This window comes from Candidatus Rubrimentiphilum sp., from assembly GCA_035710515.1.
In the GTDB taxonomy this organism is placed as follows: Bacteria; Vulcanimicrobiota; Vulcanimicrobiia; order Vulcanimicrobiales; family Vulcanimicrobiaceae; genus Rubrimentiphilum.
On sequence record DASTDE010000004.1, the window covers coordinates 171,885 to 186,802 of the forward strand.

Consider the following 14,918-nt stretch of genomic DNA (forward strand, 5'->3'; position numbering starts at 1 on the left):
TATCCCTCTTTCCGCTAAACATTGGCGGTCCTCTCCTCGCCGGAGGGGCTAAAATTCGCCGCGGATTGCTCGGTCGCATTGATCCGGTACGTGACCGCCAGCAGCGCGACCGCATTTCCCGCCAGCAAGATGTTGACGACGTCCATCAATCCGCGGTGCCACAGCGCGATCGCGCCGACTTCTCCAATCAGAATGACGAACAGGGGATAGACGAAATCGTACCGGTGCAGCGCGACTTTATAGTTGACGACGAGCGTAATTCCAGCTAGCAGCGTCATCGCGATGTCGTAGCGGAACACGTACGGCGCAGCCGGCGCGAAGGCGCGGCCGGCGACCAGCGAGATAATGGTTGCGGGCATGGCGGCGAAGACCGCGAGCGTCGTACCTGAAATCAGGAGCGTTCCTAATGCCGCCTGCACGAGCAATCCTGTCGGCGATTCACCGCGCGCCGCCTTGGCTACGGCCTTGGGCAGCAGCGTCATCGGAAGAAAGGCGACGATGAACAGCACCACCTTGCCGGTTAAGTTCACCGCAGCGAACAAACCCGCTTGCCGCGCGTCGAAGAAATGTTTGACCAACACGACGTCAAGAAAGCTCAGCAGTGTTAGTCCGGCTGTCGCCGCCGCGACCCCGTAAATGGTTTTGAACAGGCGCGGGCCGTCAATTGAAAGCTTCACTTCGGCAGCTCCGGACAGCGTTGCCCGCACCACCCACATCGTGTACAGCAGCGTCACCGCCACCGCAACACTCCAGCCGAACATCGCACCGCGCACACCGAAGCCGGCGTAGACGAGACCGACCGCAAAAAGCACCTTCAGGAATACCTCGAGCACGACGGATACGGAGAACATCCTGAAGTTCTGCGATCCTTGGAGAATGCCGCGGACACTCGGAATCATGTAGCTCAGCGCCACGATCGCAAGAGTTAAGACTACCGCGGAATCGTTTGGAATGTGCAAGAAGCTCGCGACGAAGCCGCGCAGCAGAAAACCGCAGACGAAAAATGCTGCGGCAAGGATCGCGGACCCGCGCAAAACGACATGCTTGAGCCGGGCAAGCCGCGCCACGTCCGCGACGGCGTGAAACTCGGCCGCATATTTTACGACGATCAAGTTGATCACGAGCGCCGGGAGCGAGAGAATGACCAGGAGTCCACTGAGTGATGAAACGCTCGCGTAGTCCACGACGCCCAGACGGCGGCTGACGGCAAAGTTGAACAGATAGCTCAAGACGCTTGACGTCGTCGTCGCGCCAAAAACAAGAGCGCTGTGGCGAACAAACTCGCTGCGCAGGACCTTTTGCAGCAGTGGGTTACGCATGCGAAAATATTCCTTGCAGCCGTAGCCGAAAAGGCCCTCGGGCGCGCCTCGACGGGGAGGGAATCGCATCAAATACCCCAATCGTAGGCACGCACGGGAGAGCGGACAGATGGGACGCACGGTTAGTCGCACGGAATTCTTCGCCGCCATCGCGATTTTTGCGATAGTCTTTACCATGTGCACGGCTTACAAGCTGATACGCAGCGATCAATGGTTTGGCGATTCCGCCGTCTATTTTCAGGCGACCGAAAACCTGGCCAGCCGCGGAGCACCCGTCAGCCAAGTCAAAGCCAGCGTCAACGACTACATGGACAGCGGCTCGTTTCAGTCCACGCCGACCGCGGCCATAGCTGCAAACCCGTCGTCGTTGTTTGGACGGTCGACGCCTGCGACGGAAGTCAACGTGCTCCGCGGTCACGCGTACTTCGTCCTTTTTCCAATCGCATTGCTCGTAAAACTGCTTCCCGTCCAGGTTGTGCTGTTGTCATTGTACGCCTTCAGTTTTTCCGGAATGATCCTTCTTGCGTACTTCATGCTGCGAATCAAGGGTGTATCGATCATAAGCGCTTGCCTCTTTTGTTTGCTGGTCGCCTCGCAGCCGGCATGGTGGCAAGGTCTGCTTTTAGGCCAGTTCTACCCCGACCGCCTTTTTCTGCTGGCCGGTTTTGCTTTTATGGCCTTCGTTGCATTGACTACAGTGCAGAATGGCAAACTGACGAATCGGGTGTGGCTCGCTGTTATGGCGCTCCTGTGCGCCTCGATCAATGAGCGAGGAGCGCTGGTGGCCGGCGTGTTCATGCTCTTCTACGTCGCTCTTTATTGGAAGAAACCCGGTTTGGATCGGTATTACAAACTGGCGTTGAGCGCCGGTTTGCTGGGTTACAGCTACGTTGCTATTAAATTCATTGTGCCGACCGACACCTCGTACAGCACGTTTCTCCCGACAAGCCTCGATGGGCTCCTGAACGTAGTGCACCTCCCGCAGTTTATCCCTTTAGTCGCCCTCTTTCTCTTGGTGAACGCACCTCTCTTGAGCCTCTCCTTCTTCGAGTGGCGGACCGCAGCGATCGCGGTCTTCCTCATGCTCCCGAATATCTTCGGAAACATCGGCGGTGCTGAGAAGGTGGGGTGGTCGACGCATTACCCTTCGTACTATTTCCCGTCGCTGGTTTTGGCCGCGCTGATGGGATACGCTGCACTGCATCATCAGGCCGCGGCCAAAAGGAGATTGCCCGCGCTTTACGCGCTCACGGCGGCTTTCATGGTCTACATAGCCGTTCTCAACCCATACAGTTACAGTCCGATCAGCTTGGCCCTGTCGAATGCGGCCGACAGCTTCTTTCCGACTGCTGCAGCGGATGCAAACCAGTTTTTGTTTCAGTCGGAACCCCGCCGGAACTTGGAAGCTGCGGTTAACGGAATCCGGCAAGCCGTGCCGCCGCACTCGGTGGTCTCCAGCGTTGAGGGCGGGATGCCTCTCTTGTACCAGGATCGCACGATAGAATTCTTTCCGGAAGATCTCGATCATGCGGACTACGCTGTCCTTGGCGCGCACTATATCAACGGCAAGATAAGCTATTTCGGTTCGGTTAGCTACTTGGGCGCGGATGAGCAAGCAAAGCTGAGTGACCTCGTTCAGGCCAGAATGATTGCCGATGGCTATGACGTCGACCATCCAAAAATGTTTCCCGGATTCAAAGGACTCGCGGTGGTTCGACGAGTTCATTGACATACGATCCGAACGTCATCTGTTTCACTTTCGACGTTGAATGGGCAAGCCAGCCGGTCATCGACGAAATCCGTTCGTTACTCGACGATCGCGGCATCGAGGGCACGTTCTTTGTCACGCACGCCGGCGTCGACGTCGGACGGCATGAACGCGGGCTTCACCCAAACTTCCGCCGCAACGGTGATGTATACCGCTCGCTGCACGATGCGCACTTGCGCAATGATAACGAGATCTACGAGCATGTGATACAGACTGCGCTATCGTTTGCGCCCGAGGCACGTGGTACTCGATCGCACAGTTTATTCTTTGATTCTCTCCTTTTGCCCGTCTACGAGCGCGCGGGCCTCGAATACGACGCAACGCTCCGGCTCGAACTCGTTCCGAATTTGCAGCCATTCTGGAAGCAGCACCACATTGTCGAAATCCCGACATATTATGCGGACTACTTCGATGTGGTATCGCAGACGACGGGCTTTTCCGTAGCGAACTTAAACTTGGAAGCGCCCGGGATGAAAGTGGTCGACTTCCATCCAAACCTTATCCATATAAATGCAGCCGGCGTACCGGCCGTCGAAGCAATGCGGAAGTACTATCACGACCCGGAACAATTAGCCGCTGCCCGGTTTGATGGAAGAGGCACCCGTACGCTTTTTCTCGAGTTGCTCGACTACGTATCGACCAATCAGAAGAAAACCGCGACGCTAGGTGAGATCAATGCCGCGTTTCGCGGGTAATCCGCCTTCGGTAACGATCGTTACCGGCGTCTTCAATGAAGAGGCTTCTCTAGAGGCCTTTCGCGCGGAAGTCCTTCGCAGTTTGCTCTCGCGCACTGACGTCCATTACGAAGTCCTCTTTGTCGATGACGGCAGTACGGACCGCTCCTGGGAAATTATCGAACGTTTCTGCGAGGAATCTCCCCGCTTTCGCGGCCTGCGGCTCTCGCGCAATTTCGGCGCCCACACCGCAGACGCGGCGGGCATCGATCGCGCCGACGGCGACGCCGTCGTGACGTTAGCCTGCGACCTTCAGGACCCGCCGGAAACGATTCTGGAGTTCGTCGACAAATGGCGCGCCGGCGCGCAGATCGTTTGGGGACGCCGGCGTTCTCGCGCGGAGAACAAAGTTCGCGTGCTTCTCGTGAATCTGTTCTCATGGCTTATGCGCGTCCAGGCAATGCCCAAGGGCTCCAAGTTCTCGACCGGCGGGTTTTTCTTGATCGACCGCCGCGTCGTAGAATGTTTTCGGCAGTTTCGAGAGCACAATCGCATTACGTTCGCGCTTGTCGCGTGGACCGGGTTCAAACAAGACGTTGTCTTGTACGACCGCCGTGCCCGTAAGGCCGGCAGCTCCGGCTGGAATTTCAGCCGCATGATTAAAGCGATGTATGACGCGCTGTTAGGTTTTTCCAGCCTGCTGCCGCGGCTGATCACGCTTCTCGGCGCGGCGATTTTCCTAGTGAATATTCCCGTCGCAATTTTTCTCATCGTGAATTATTTTCTCTCGCGCCCCCTCCCGGGTTGGACGGGCGTCATGATCTCGCTCTCCTTTTTCTTCGGAGTGGTTTGCCTGATGTTGGGAGGCATGAGCGAGTACTTGCATATGATTTACATTGAAACGACGGGCCGCCCACTCTATTTCGTCGCACAGGAGGCGGGGACAACCCGGCCGGAAGAGCGATGACCGAGGACCTTCCGCTTTGGGCGGGCGAGGTCGTCGAAACGGCAGCAGCCCGCAGCGTTCAGCGCGGCGTGCTCCGTTGTCTTACGACTGAGCGTGACGCCGGCATTGAGTATTACCGTTCGATCGGCGGCGCGCACATGCACGAACGCGCAGCCGTTAGCTTCGCGATGACCGCGCTCGACACGGTTGTTTACCGCGAGTATCTCTCCGCTCTGCGGCCGCCGTCATTGGACGCTCTTATCGTGGACGTCGGCGGCGGAGATGGGCGAAACGCGTGGCCTTGGCTGGAGTGGGGATACAAGCGCGTTGTCGTGATCGATCCGATTATTTCAGCGCTCGACCGTTTTCGCTCGCGGGTGGCCGAGCAACGCCCGGAGTGGCTGAACAATCTCTTGCTCATCGAAGCGAACGCCCGGAGAATTCCGCTGGTCGCCGGGTGCGCCGCCCGCGTTCAAGCGATCGAAGCGCTCTATTATCTGAACGAGGCCTATGAAGACGGTCTCCGCGAGTGCGCACGCGTGCTTTCGGATTCCGGTCAGCTGCTCGTCTCCGAGCGCGATTACGAGGGCGGCCTTCTCATGAGTCTGCTCTACGGAAGTCTAGAGGAGTGCTTAGCGCAAGCAGAGTCACGCGACGTCTGGGATGGTACCGCGGGTTTGCGCGTGCGAAGCCGCTGCTTCACGGCTGACGAATTGGATGGACTCCTGACGCGTAACAAGCTCCGAATTGTGTCGCATCGCGGAATCTCAGCGCTGTCGCTTGTCCTCGGGTATCTTCGTTCGGCCGGAAAGATCACAAATGAGGATGAAGCGCGGATTGACGACGTCCATGGCCTTCTGCGCAAGCTTGGCCCTACCGGATCGATGCGCCGGTGTCATGTCGTCGTTGCCGAAAAGAATTTATGAACCAGCCGCTCGTCGTCGCTGCGGCCGAAGAACGCGATGCGGAAGCGTGGGCGCACTTCGTCCTCGAGTCAAACGACGGGACGCTCTACCACGAACTTCCGTTCCTTGCCTATCACCCACCGGATCGCTTCCGTTTCGAGCACTTGATCGTCAGGCAAGGGGCGACCATCGTGTCGGTCGTGCCGGGCGGTGTCGTCGAGCGCGACGGCGGGCTCGCCTTCGTTTCACCGCTGGGCGCATCGGTTGGCGGCCCGCTCATTCTCCGCCCACATCTTGCCGAGACGATTTCGATCGTCGAGGCGCTCCAGGCGCACGCGCGGACGCGCGGGTGGACTGCCCTCGAGTTCGTACTCGGTCCGACAGCCTACCAGCGCCTTCCGGCGGATGTGACGTCGTTTGCGTTGTTCGCCCGCGGCTTCCGCATAATCGAGCGCGACCTAACATTTATCGTTCCGGTTCAATCCGGCGCAGTCGATGGCTACGCGACCCTCTTCCGCAAGAAACAGGCGTGGGGCGTCCGCGCAGCGCTGCGGCGCGGCGTCACCGTATCGCACGGAGGCGAGGAGCTGCTCGCTCCATTCATCGCGCTCTTTCGCGAGACGTACGAGCGGCATGGCGTCGCGGCTACCCATAGCGAAGCGGAGATCGCCGATCTGCTGCGGCGCTTTCCCGGCCGCATCGAGATCGCAGCGGCGATGCGCGAAGGCGTGCCGCTCGCCGCAATACTCGTGTTCCGCCTCAACGATCGTGTGGGCCAGACGTTCTACATTTGCAGCAGCAGTGCGCACGCTCGAGAGAACGGGACCGTTGCCGCGTTATCTGCCGTGATCGATCGCCTTGCTTCAACGGGCGCCCGCGCGCTGGATCTTGGACCGAGTGCGTCGTCCCGCCGGATCAATGAGGGCGTCGTATTCTTTAAGGAAGGATTGGGAGCCGCGGGACAGGCTCGCGATCGCTGGGCGTGGAGCGTGACGGGCTAGGCGATAGGCGCCTCGCGGTTTTCCGGCGCGCTTGGAACGTTACGGACGAACTTCTGCAGAATCAGCCGTCCGACGAGCGGAAGTTCCTCAACGTTCAGCACGCGGGCTACCGCCAAAAAGACGAGTGCTCCGATCGCAATCTGTCCGAACAGGAACCACGCGCGCGAAACAAACGCGCCGGTCGGATGGACGCCGAGCGCGGCGATCCAATGGAGCGCTCCGACCATGGCGCACGACGCGACGGCGACCTTGAACGCGGATAACGCCAACCCGCCCCAGTTCACGCCGTGCGCCACGCGCACCACGATCATCATCAGCAGCGCGGCCTGAAGCGTTTGGCTGACCGAGTTGGCCAGCAGCAAACCTCGCGCCCCCAGCGTCGGCAGCCACGCGAGCGACAAGACGATGTTCAACACGACCGCAATAATCGAAGTCGCAACCGCCCAACCGGTTTCGCGGCATGCAAATGCGACGCGCGACAGCACGACGTTGGCGGCCAGCGCGACCAGCCCGACGGCAGCATACGGAACGAGGTGTGCGCACAGCGTGGTCGCGGTCGGTCCGAATGTGCCGCGCTCGAAAAGCGTCTGAATGATCGGTGTGGCGAGCACCGTCAGCGCGCAGGCGCTTGGAATCGCAATGAGCATGACCAAGCGCAGGCCGACCGAAATGCTCTGCCCGATACCGCGGCGATCGGAGCTGGCAAACTGTGTGGCTAGGAGCGGGAAAATTACCGTCGCGATGGCCACGGCAAAGATCTGCTGCGGAAAATTGACGACCTTGGTGGCGTAGTTCATGCCGGCGATGTAGCCGGGCGTCAGCGTCGAGGCAAAATAACGGTCGAACAACAGCGCCGTCTGCCCGGCGGCCGAACCGACCATGACCGGACCCAGCACCTGGCCGATGCGCCGGAGTCCCGGATGATGCACGTCGATCGAGAGCCGGTACTTGCCGCTCATAAGCAGCGGCGGAATCTGGACCAGCATCTGCGCCACCAGTCCGAGCGCCGTGCCGATGACGAGCGCGTTGATCCCCATCCTGTGGTTGAAAGCCAGAACGGTGGCGATCGTCACGACGTTCAGCGCGACGCCCGTAAGCGCGGTCGCCCTAAAACGGTGCTGCGCGTTCAACACCGCGGTGAGGACGCCCGCGAGGCTGACGGCAATGATGCTCGGCATGAGCCAGCGCGTCATGCGCACCGCTTCGCTCAGCTGGTGGCCCTTAAAGCCGTGCGCGATAACGGGCACGTACCACGGAGCGAACGCGTACCCGAGCAGCGCGCAAACCACTAATATGAGGAAGAGCGCGTTGATCACGGTGTTGGCCAAGCGCCAGGCTTCGTCGTCGTCCCCGTGCGCCAAGTATTCCGAGAACGTCGGCAGCAGCGCCGTCACCAGTGCGCCGTTGAAGACTCCGAAGAGGATCGTCGGCACGACCGCGGCGGCCAAGAACGTGTCCATCTGCCATTGCGTGCCGTAGTATCGCGCATTGATGATCTCGCGCGTGAATCCCAGCAGCGTTGAGGCAAGCGTGGCGCCGATGATAAAAAGCGTCGAGCCTGCCAGCGCGACGCGATTGGGAGTGGTCGCAGAAACAACGCGCAGACGGGGCTTAATGCGCGCCTTCCTTACGTATGACGGCGGGAATTGTTTTGGCCAAGATCACGAGGTCGGCCCACGGCGACCACGTGTCGATGTAGCGGTTGTCCAACCGCATCCACTCCTCAAACGAAACGTCCGAGCGTCCGTTGATCTGCCACAAACATGTGATCCCTTGCGGAACGCTCAGGCGGCGCCGCGCGGACGCCGAGTAATGCTCCACCTCGGAAGGGAGCGGCGGACGCGGACCGACGAGCGAGATGTTTCCGAGAACCACGTTCCACAGATTGGGAAGTTCGTCGATGCTGCTGCGCCGCAAGAACGCTCCCATTGGATGAAGCCGCGGATCGTTCCGTATCTTAAAAACCGGGCCTTCGACCTCGTTGAGGTGCAAGATGTCGTCGCGCATAGCGTGCGCGCCGTGGACCATCGTCCGCAGTTTGTACATCCGGAAACGCTTGCCGTTTTGTCCCACGCGGTCTTGCGCGTAAAACGGCGAGCCGCGATCGGCGAGCATGACGGCCACCGCTGCCACGGCGATCACCGGCAGTGCGAGCAAAAGAAAGCACGAGCCGACCACAATGTCCGTGGCGCGCTTGGCTGCAAACCACCAGCCCGGCACGATACGCCCTGGTTTTTCCGCCTCGTCGCGCGTTGCAATCGAGCCGCGATCGGCGAGATGAGGTGTCGTTACTTGCATGCCGCCCCTTCAAAAGATGCAGCTACTGTTTTCCCCACAAGATCGAAACCGTCGACAACGCCCAGGCTGGCGCCCGAATTTTGGCTCAGGTGCACGAACGGCACGTACTCGCGCGTGTGATCGCTGCCCGGGGCCGTCGGGTCGCAGCCATGATCCGCAGTAAAGAGCACCTCATCACCGGGCTTCAAACATGACTCCAAACGTGGCAAGAGAGCATCCAGCGCCTCGAGGGCCTCACCATAGCCCCGGACGTTACGCCGGTGTCCGTATTTTGAGTCAAAATCATTAAGGTTGACGAAGATAAATCCTTGATCGACGCTCTCGAGCAGCCCGAAAGCCTTTTCCATCGCGTCGCGATTGTCGGTCACCCGGACCGACGAGGCAATTCCGTGCCCACAATAGATATCGCAGATTTTTCCCACCGCATGAACCGCGACTCCCTCGGCCGCGAGGCGGTCCAAAATGCTTGGCGGAGGCTCGATTGCATAGTCCCGGCGGTTCGGAGTTCGCGCGAACGCCCCGGGCGTTCCAGTGAATGGCCTCGCAATAACGCGATTTACCGCGTTCGGCGGAACGAGCATGGCGCGGGCCCGCTCGCACCAATCGTAGAGCTGCGGGAGGGGAACGATCTCTTCATGCGCCGCTACCTGAAAGACCGAATCAGCGGACGTGTACAAGATCGGACGTCCGGTCGCCATGTGCTCGCGGCCGAGCTCCTCGATAATCTCAGTTCCCGAGGCGGTCTTGTTTCCCAGCGGCGGTTTGCCGGCAATCTCGGCAAATGCGTCGACAACGTCTTTCGGAAAACCGTTGGGATAGGTTGGAAAAGGCGTTTCCGTGACGATTCCGGCCATCTCCCAATGTCCGGTGATGGTGTCTTTGCCTTTGCTACGCTCGCGGAGGCGCGCGACCCGCGCCCTTGGATTCTCCACCGCGGGAACACCCCGGATATCCGTAAGGCAGCCGAGCCCAAGTTTGGTGAAATTGGGCAATGTCAGACCGCCGAGCCGCCGGGCAACGTTACCTATGGTATTAGCGCCGGGCGCGTCCCCATAATCGAGGGCATCGTCCAGCGCACCAACTCCTCCGGAATCGATGACGAATGCGGCAAATCGTGGCATTAGGAAGTTCGCCCTTCGAAAAGGCCGGAGAATCGGCCTCCAGAATGAGGGGGGCCGTGCCCCCCATCGCATTATCCGGCGCCCGCGCGCTGCGCGCGGCAGCCTTCCTCACAGTCCTTTTGACGGGCACGCCTGCCTTTGCCGCGCCGCAGGCCGCTACGCCGCCGCCTGCCGGGCTGCCCCAGCCGGCCTCCTCGCCTTCTCCGACGCCCGTGCCCCTGCCGTCCTCAACGCCGGTGCCGCCGCCGGTTATCATCCGGCTGAATGCGAGCCGCGTCGAGTTTTACTACGATCGTTTCTTGGTGGAAGCCGACGGAAACGTGCGCGTGCGCACGTCCGACGGCCTGGTCGCAGAAGGCGATACGTTTTCGATGGATCTCAAACTGAACCGCTTCTTACTCGCCGGACACGTTCACGTTTCGAATGCGGCCGGCTCGCAAGACGGCGCGGCCATCGCGGATTTTATGGACTTTGACCGGATCTACTTGGTGCCGCTGACACGCGAATCTCAAAACGCGACGGGCATTCCCGATCGCTGGACGTTCGTTGACGGCGACTTCGCGCATCCGGCCAAAGGCCGCGAAATGCCCGGCGACACATTTTATTTTCCGGATCTCGGCCAGGCCAAGCCCTATCTGATCGCGAGCTCGGCCGTAATCGGATCGAAATCGTTCGTGCGGTTCTCCGGCGGGCGTTTCGACGCGGCGGAAGGCGCCGGCGTCTACATTCCCGTTCCGACCTATTACATCAACTTTTCAAGCGATCAGCATCTGGGCGACAATTCGCTGGCCGGCGCCAACTACGATGCCACCTGGGAGTTCGGCGGCGGCGCAAATTCGATCAGCGCGCTGCATTTTCGTTACGACACGATCAATAAGACGTATCTCTCTTTCGAACAGCATTTTAGCGGCCGCAAAGCCTACGCCGTCTTCTCGGTCAACCCGATGACGCGCCCTTCGAAGTTTTGGGATTTGCTGCTCTCGGATCAACCGTCAAAAAACATGCAAATTCGCACGTTTACGCAGCTGCACACCTTTCAGTACGGTCTCTCCTCGCCGCTGGAATCGCAGCAGGTCACGACGATCCAGGCCACACAGGCGTTGCGGGGATCGTATCTGCAGGGAAGTTACCGGACCGAGAATTTCTCGCTGCTGCCGCTGGGATGTTATCCAAGGACGCCCGGCAACTTCAGCGACCACTGCACGGTTCCGTTCCATCCGTCCGACGCATGGCTCTCGCTCCAAACGTTCGATCGTCCGTTGACGTCCTATTTTCACGGAACGCGCATCTACGAACATGCCTCGGCCGGGTTCGGATACCAGCACCAAATCTTCATCAGCGAGGCGAATCCCGGCAAAGCGCTGCAGAACCTGGGCGGCGTCGACTACACGACGATCTGGCAGCATCAGCTCGAACTCGAAGTCTTCATGCCCGATCTCAAGTTCGGTCCGGACCTCAACGTTCCGACCAAATACTTCGCGATCAACGCATCGGTCGACAAGCAGCGCCTGTGGAACTCGCTTCCGCATTATACCGACACCACGCAGAGCAGAATCAGTCTGAGCAAAATCCTGGACCAGCATTGGCTTTCCTACCTCGATTACACGGTTCGGAACGTCGAGGATAACTACGGGAAACTCCAATCGGTCGAATACCCGGGCTTTACGCCGGTCGTGAACGGCGTCGAATACCCCGGATATCAGGCGTTTCATGGGACGGCAACGTTCCGCACGTTGAGCCTCGGCATCAACTACAGCAACGGCGGCAACTTCACGTTCAATTTCTTGGCGCGCAAGCACACCGACTTCCCGGCGCCGATTCCGTTCTTCTTTCAATTTGCATCGCCCGACGTGCTCGGAAACTTCACCGTTCAAAACTTCCTCGGCCAGCCGCCGTACGATGCGACGGCCGAGGTACGCATGCGGATCAATCCGCACATGTCCATTGACATACAGCGGACGTATTACTTCAATTACTCGAACTTGCGATGGTCGCCGAACTTTATCTTCCAGGTGATGCAATGAAATTCGCGCTTCGCATCATCCCCGCCGCCGTGGCCGGCTTGGCGGTTCTCGCAGGTTCGCTGTTCCCGGTCTCCGCGCAAACCGGCACGATCGCGGTAACGGCGCAGCTGCTCGATTATCAGAACGGATACGTCTTCCTCACGACCGGCGACGGATTTCGCGTCTTGCCGGCGGTCACCATCGTCGATTACAAAAGCGGCAAACCCGCAGGTCCTCCGGTTTCTCGTCAATACGCACGCTTGACGTTCGATCAAACGGGCACAGTTCTAAAAATCGAACTTTCCAAAGCGAAGCTCCCCCCCGAAGGCGATCTGAACGCAATCCGGCGCTTTGCCGTGACACTCTCCTCGCCGGCGCCAAATCCGGACCTCGGGCAAAGGAAGATAAGCAGCTCGCCATGTGCGAACGTGCGCCCAGGAAAATCCGTAGTCCTCAACGTCACCGTGCAAGTGCCGCCCAGTACGCCGCTGACCGACACCGTCTACATGACGACCGACCAAAGCGGATGGAACGCGCAAGCCTACCGGATGGACCGGCGCGACGCGCTGCATTACCGCGTCCAGCTCAAGCTGCTCTCCGGAACGATTTTGCACTTACTGTTCGATCGCGGATCCATGCAGTCGGTGCAACTCGGAGAAAACGGAATCGAACAGGATCCCTACACGATTTGCATAGGCGACGAAGACGCGCAAACGTTTACGAGGACCATCTACCACTGGGCCGATCAGCAAGCGGGCGCGTCGCTGCCGATACCGCAGACTTTTCCAACTCCCTACAATCCGGCGCCGTTCCCGAATCTGCCGACGCCGCAGCCGCGGCCGACTTAGCGCAGCGAGATAACGACGTTAAACGCAGTGGTCGCGCCGGCGGTGTTCATGGCGACGATCTGTGCGTTGTAGTCCCGCAGAAAGTGCCGCGGAATATGCGGCACCGTGTAATTGAGCTGCCAGATGCCGAAATCGGTGCGCGGATAACGAATCGCGCGGCCGAGGATTCTTAACTCGACGGCCGCGACATTCGTCGAGGTGATTACGGTTGACGAGATCACATCGCCGCTATGAAACTCCGGTTCGTTCACGGTAACGGCAAGTATTTGCGGCGCCGCGTCGGGAGGCAGTACAAGCGGCGTCGGTAAGGGCGACGCGGTGGGCGACGGCCCGGGCGACGACTGCGTCGCACTTGGACTTGGAACCGGCGCCGGGCTAGACGGAATCGTCTGCGCGAATGCTGCCGGTGAAAGTGCGAAGGCCAGGGCTGCGAAGAGGTGCTGGAGGTTCATCTTCTAGCCTAACGTATCGTGATGGGCAAGGAGCTCGATACCGACTGACCTTTGGCGTTCGCCGCGACGATCGTGATCGTATAGGTCCGTCGCAATACGGGCGGAAGCTCCGGAACGCGGTACGAGAGCGCGAAATAGCCCTCGCTCACTTTTGTCAGCGGGGACGAATACCCGGCGATGCTGGCCTGCACGCGCGTCACGTCCGCTGACGTTGTGACGGTGCCGGTCACGATTTGACCGCCGGTTGCTACCGGCGTGCTGAGCGAAACGGCGACGATTTTCGGCGCGGCGGACGGACGAACGCGAGTACCGGCTGCACTTGGAGCGGCGGAAGGTTGAGCCGCGGGCGGCGAGGGCTCGGAAGTTTGTACCGGCGGGGCCGCATGCTGCGGCGACGGTCGTGGCGCGATCGACGCAAGGGGAACCGGTCCGCCGAGTGCGATGCCGGCGGCCACGTGGCTGTACCAGTCCAGTGCGGCAACCGCGCCGAGAACGACGGCTGCGAGAATGGCGGCTATCAATACGCGCGACATAGCTAGGGCAACGTGCTCGTCCGCGCGGGCGTTTCATTCCTGCGGTGGAGGCCATAGTCTCGACGCGCGGCGAACCGCCCCTCGATGGCAACCAACTCGGCGCCCGTTACTTTGAGCGTGGTCGTGCCTCTCTATAACGAGGAGGCCAATGTGACGCCGCTTGTCGAGCGGATTGTCGGCATCGTCGAGAGTTTGCCCGATCATCCAACCTACGAGCTGATCCTGGTAAACGACGGTAGCATAGACGGGACCGCGGACAGCATCCGGAACGAACTGCGGCGCCGTCCGCACATCGTCTTCATTAATCTTTCGCGCAACTTCGGCCATCAGCTTGCCGCGACCGCGGGACTGGACGTTTCGCGCGGCGAGGCGATCGTGCTCATGGACGGCGACCTGCAAGATCCGCCCGAACTCATTCCGGAGTTCCTGGAACGGTGGCGCGCCGGCTACGACGTGATCTACGCAGTTCGCCGAAGCCGCAAAGGAGAGAGCGCGTTCAAGCTCGGGACAGCGCGCGCGTTTTACCGGATCATGCGCCGCCTCACCAACGTCTCGATACCGATGGATGCGGGAGATTTCCGGCTGATGAGCCGCAGAGTCGTTGAAGTGCTGAAACGGTCGCGCGAACGCCACCGGTTCTTGCGCGGAATGGTAAGCTGGGCCGGATTCGCGCAAACCGCCGTAGAGTACGACCGCGACGAACGCCGCGCCGGCGTCAGCAAGTATCCGCTTTCCAAGATGTTCAAACTGGCAATCGACGGCGTCACGTCGTTTTCCGACGTACCGCTGCGGTTCGCCTCGTATCTCGGTTTCGTGGTCAGCACCGCTGCGTTCATATACGCGATCCTGATCATTTTCTTTCGCATCTTCCATTTGGGCATTCCGGAGTTCACGCGCGGATGGGCTTCCACGATGGTTGCTATTCTATTCTTGGGCGGAGTGCAGTTGATCGGAATCGGCATCCTCGGTGAGTATATCGGGCGCATTTACGATGAGGTAAAAGGCCGCCCGCTCTATCTTATTTCGGAGATCGAGCGATCGTGACGGCGC

General features: G+C 60.0%; 15 protein-coding genes. 8 read left to right on the top strand and 7 right to left on the bottom strand.

Translation table 11 applies throughout. From position 1 onward, the window contains the following. Positions 1 to 14: 14 nt before the first annotated feature. A complete protein-coding gene (locus VFO29_09890; protein ID HET9393812.1) occupies positions 15 to 1,319 on the bottom strand; it encodes a hypothetical protein in 1,305 nt (434 codons plus the stop codon). Positions 1,320 to 1,428: 109 nt separating this feature from the next. On the opposite strand from VFO29_09890, the gene VFO29_09895 reads away from it, so the two are divergent. Continuing rightward, complete coding sequence (locus VFO29_09895; GenBank protein HET9393813.1) at positions 1,429 to 3,048, top strand: DUF2079 domain-containing protein; 1,620 nt, start codon at positions 1,429 to 1,431, stop codon at positions 3,046 to 3,048. Between the two features lie 77 nt (positions 3,049 to 3,125). On the opposite strand, the gene VFO29_09900 is transcribed toward VFO29_09895, so the two are convergent. Continuing rightward, the gene (locus tag VFO29_09900; GenBank protein ID HET9393814.1) at positions 3,126 to 3,290 is read right to left on the bottom strand and encodes a hypothetical protein; all 165 of its coding nucleotides are present in this window, start codon (positions 3,288 to 3,290) and stop codon (positions 3,126 to 3,128) included. A gap of 78 nt (positions 3,291 to 3,368) precedes the next feature. On the opposite strand from VFO29_09900, the gene VFO29_09905 reads away from it, so the two are divergent. The 4 genes from VFO29_09905 to VFO29_09920 are packed head-to-tail and all read left to right on the top strand — an operon-like array spanning position 3,369 to position 6,613. Continuing rightward, the gene (locus tag VFO29_09905; protein ID HET9393815.1) at positions 3,369 to 3,782 is read left to right on the top strand and encodes a hypothetical protein; all 414 of its coding nucleotides are present in this window, start codon (positions 3,369 to 3,371) and stop codon (positions 3,780 to 3,782) included. Further along, positions 3,763 to 4,728 (top strand): glycosyltransferase family 2 protein, encoded by a 966-nt coding sequence (locus VFO29_09910; GenBank protein ID HET9393816.1) that lies wholly within the window; start codon positions 3,763 to 3,765, stop codon positions 4,726 to 4,728. Before VFO29_09905 ends, VFO29_09910 begins: the two co-directional genes overlap by 20 nt. Next, positions 4,725 to 5,633 carry a class I SAM-dependent methyltransferase gene (locus VFO29_09915; GenBank protein HET9393817.1) on the top strand — a complete coding sequence of 303 codons (909 nt, stop codon included), beginning with the start codon at positions 4,725 to 4,727 and terminating at the stop codon, positions 5,631 to 5,633. Before VFO29_09910 ends, VFO29_09915 begins: the two co-directional genes overlap by 4 nt. Next, positions 5,630 to 6,613 carry a GNAT family N-acetyltransferase gene (locus tag VFO29_09920; protein ID HET9393818.1) on the top strand — a complete coding sequence of 328 codons (984 nt, stop codon included), beginning with the start codon at positions 5,630 to 5,632 and terminating at the stop codon, positions 6,611 to 6,613. The genes VFO29_09915 and VFO29_09920 overlap by 4 nt, the downstream gene beginning before the upstream one ends. Here VFO29_09920 and murJ read toward each other — a convergent pair. From murJ to VFO29_09935, 3 genes are read right to left on the bottom strand one after another with little or no spacing between them, the layout of a single operon-like run. Beyond that, positions 6,610 to 8,229 (bottom strand): murein biosynthesis integral membrane protein MurJ, encoded by a 1,620-nt coding sequence (gene murJ, locus VFO29_09925; GenBank protein HET9393819.1) that lies wholly within the window; start codon positions 8,227 to 8,229, stop codon positions 6,610 to 6,612. The genes VFO29_09920 and murJ overlap by 4 nt on opposite strands. Further along, positions 8,225 to 8,911, bottom strand: a complete 687-nt coding sequence (locus VFO29_09930) for a sugar transferase (GenBank protein ID HET9393820.1) — start codon at positions 8,909 to 8,911, stop codon at positions 8,225 to 8,227. The genes murJ and VFO29_09930 overlap by 5 nt, the downstream gene beginning before the upstream one ends. Continuing rightward, the gene (locus tag VFO29_09935) at positions 8,902 to 10,032 is read right to left on the bottom strand and encodes a phosphopentomutase (protein HET9393821.1); all 1,131 of its coding nucleotides are present in this window, start codon (positions 10,030 to 10,032) and stop codon (positions 8,902 to 8,904) included. The genes VFO29_09930 and VFO29_09935 overlap by 10 nt, the downstream gene beginning before the upstream one ends. Before the next feature lie 56 nt (positions 10,033 to 10,088). Here VFO29_09935 and VFO29_09940 point away from each other — a divergent pair, with 56 nt between their 5' ends. Both VFO29_09940 and VFO29_09945 read left to right on the top strand, forming a co-directional pair. Further along, positions 10,089 to 12,056 (top strand): hypothetical protein, encoded by a 1,968-nt coding sequence (locus VFO29_09940; protein HET9393822.1) that lies wholly within the window; start codon positions 10,089 to 10,091, stop codon positions 12,054 to 12,056. Next, a complete protein-coding gene (locus tag VFO29_09945; protein HET9393823.1) occupies positions 12,053 to 12,883 on the top strand; it encodes a hypothetical protein in 831 nt (276 codons plus the stop codon). Before VFO29_09940 ends, VFO29_09945 begins: the two co-directional genes overlap by 4 nt. On the opposite strand, the gene VFO29_09950 is transcribed toward VFO29_09945, so the two are convergent. After that, positions 12,880 to 13,335, bottom strand: coding sequence for a hypothetical protein (locus VFO29_09950; GenBank protein HET9393824.1), 456 nt, complete (start codon positions 13,333 to 13,335; stop codon positions 12,880 to 12,882). The genes VFO29_09945 and VFO29_09950 overlap by 4 nt on opposite strands. 8 nt (positions 13,336 to 13,343) lie before the next feature. After that, positions 13,344 to 13,856: a hypothetical protein gene (locus VFO29_09955; protein ID HET9393825.1), complete on the bottom strand. Its 513-nt coding sequence runs from the start codon at positions 13,854 to 13,856 to the stop codon at positions 13,344 to 13,346. A 96-nt stretch (positions 13,857 to 13,952) separates the two neighbouring features. Between VFO29_09955 and VFO29_09960 the strand changes: the two genes are divergently transcribed. Continuing rightward, complete coding sequence (locus VFO29_09960) at positions 13,953 to 14,912, top strand: glycosyltransferase family 2 protein (GenBank protein ID HET9393826.1); 960 nt, start codon at positions 13,953 to 13,955, stop codon at positions 14,910 to 14,912. Positions 14,913 to 14,918 lie beyond the last annotated feature (6 nt).

Excerpts from the sequence above, each read along its gene's own strand:
- VFO29_09945 (HET9393823.1), top strand. The coding sequence starts at position 12,053 with ATGAAATTCGCGCTTCGCATCATCCCCGCCGCCGTGGCCGGCTTGGCG.
- VFO29_09900 (HET9393814.1), bottom strand. The coding sequence starts at position 3,290 with ATGCTCGTAGATCTCGTTATCATTGCGCAAGTGCGCATCGTGCAGCGA.
- VFO29_09960 (HET9393826.1), top strand. The coding sequence starts at position 13,953 with ATGGCAACCAACTCGGCGCCCGTTACTTTGAGCGTGGTCGTGCCTCTC.
- VFO29_09930 (HET9393820.1), bottom strand. The coding sequence starts at position 8,911 with ATGCAAGTAACGACACCTCATCTCGCCGATCGCGGCTCGATTGCAACG.
- VFO29_09920 (HET9393818.1), top strand. The coding sequence starts at position 5,630 with ATGAACCAGCCGCTCGTCGTCGCTGCGGCCGAAGAACGCGATGCGGAA.
- VFO29_09910 (HET9393816.1), top strand. The coding sequence starts at position 3,763 with ATGCCGCGTTTCGCGGGTAATCCGCCTTCGGTAACGATCGTTACCGGC.
- VFO29_09915 (HET9393817.1), top strand. The coding sequence starts at position 4,725 with ATGACCGAGGACCTTCCGCTTTGGGCGGGCGAGGTCGTCGAAACGGCA.
- VFO29_09890 (HET9393812.1), bottom strand. The coding sequence starts at position 1,319 with ATGCGTAACCCACTGCTGCAAAAGGTCCTGCGCAGCGAGTTTGTTCGC.
- VFO29_09895 (HET9393813.1), top strand. The coding sequence starts at position 1,429 with ATGGGACGCACGGTTAGTCGCACGGAATTCTTCGCCGCCATCGCGATT.
- VFO29_09935 (HET9393821.1), bottom strand. The coding sequence starts at position 10,032 with ATGCCACGATTTGCCGCATTCGTCATCGATTCCGGAGGAGTTGGTGCG.
- VFO29_09950 (HET9393824.1), bottom strand. The coding sequence starts at position 13,335 with ATGAACCTCCAGCACCTCTTCGCAGCCCTGGCCTTCGCACTTTCACCG.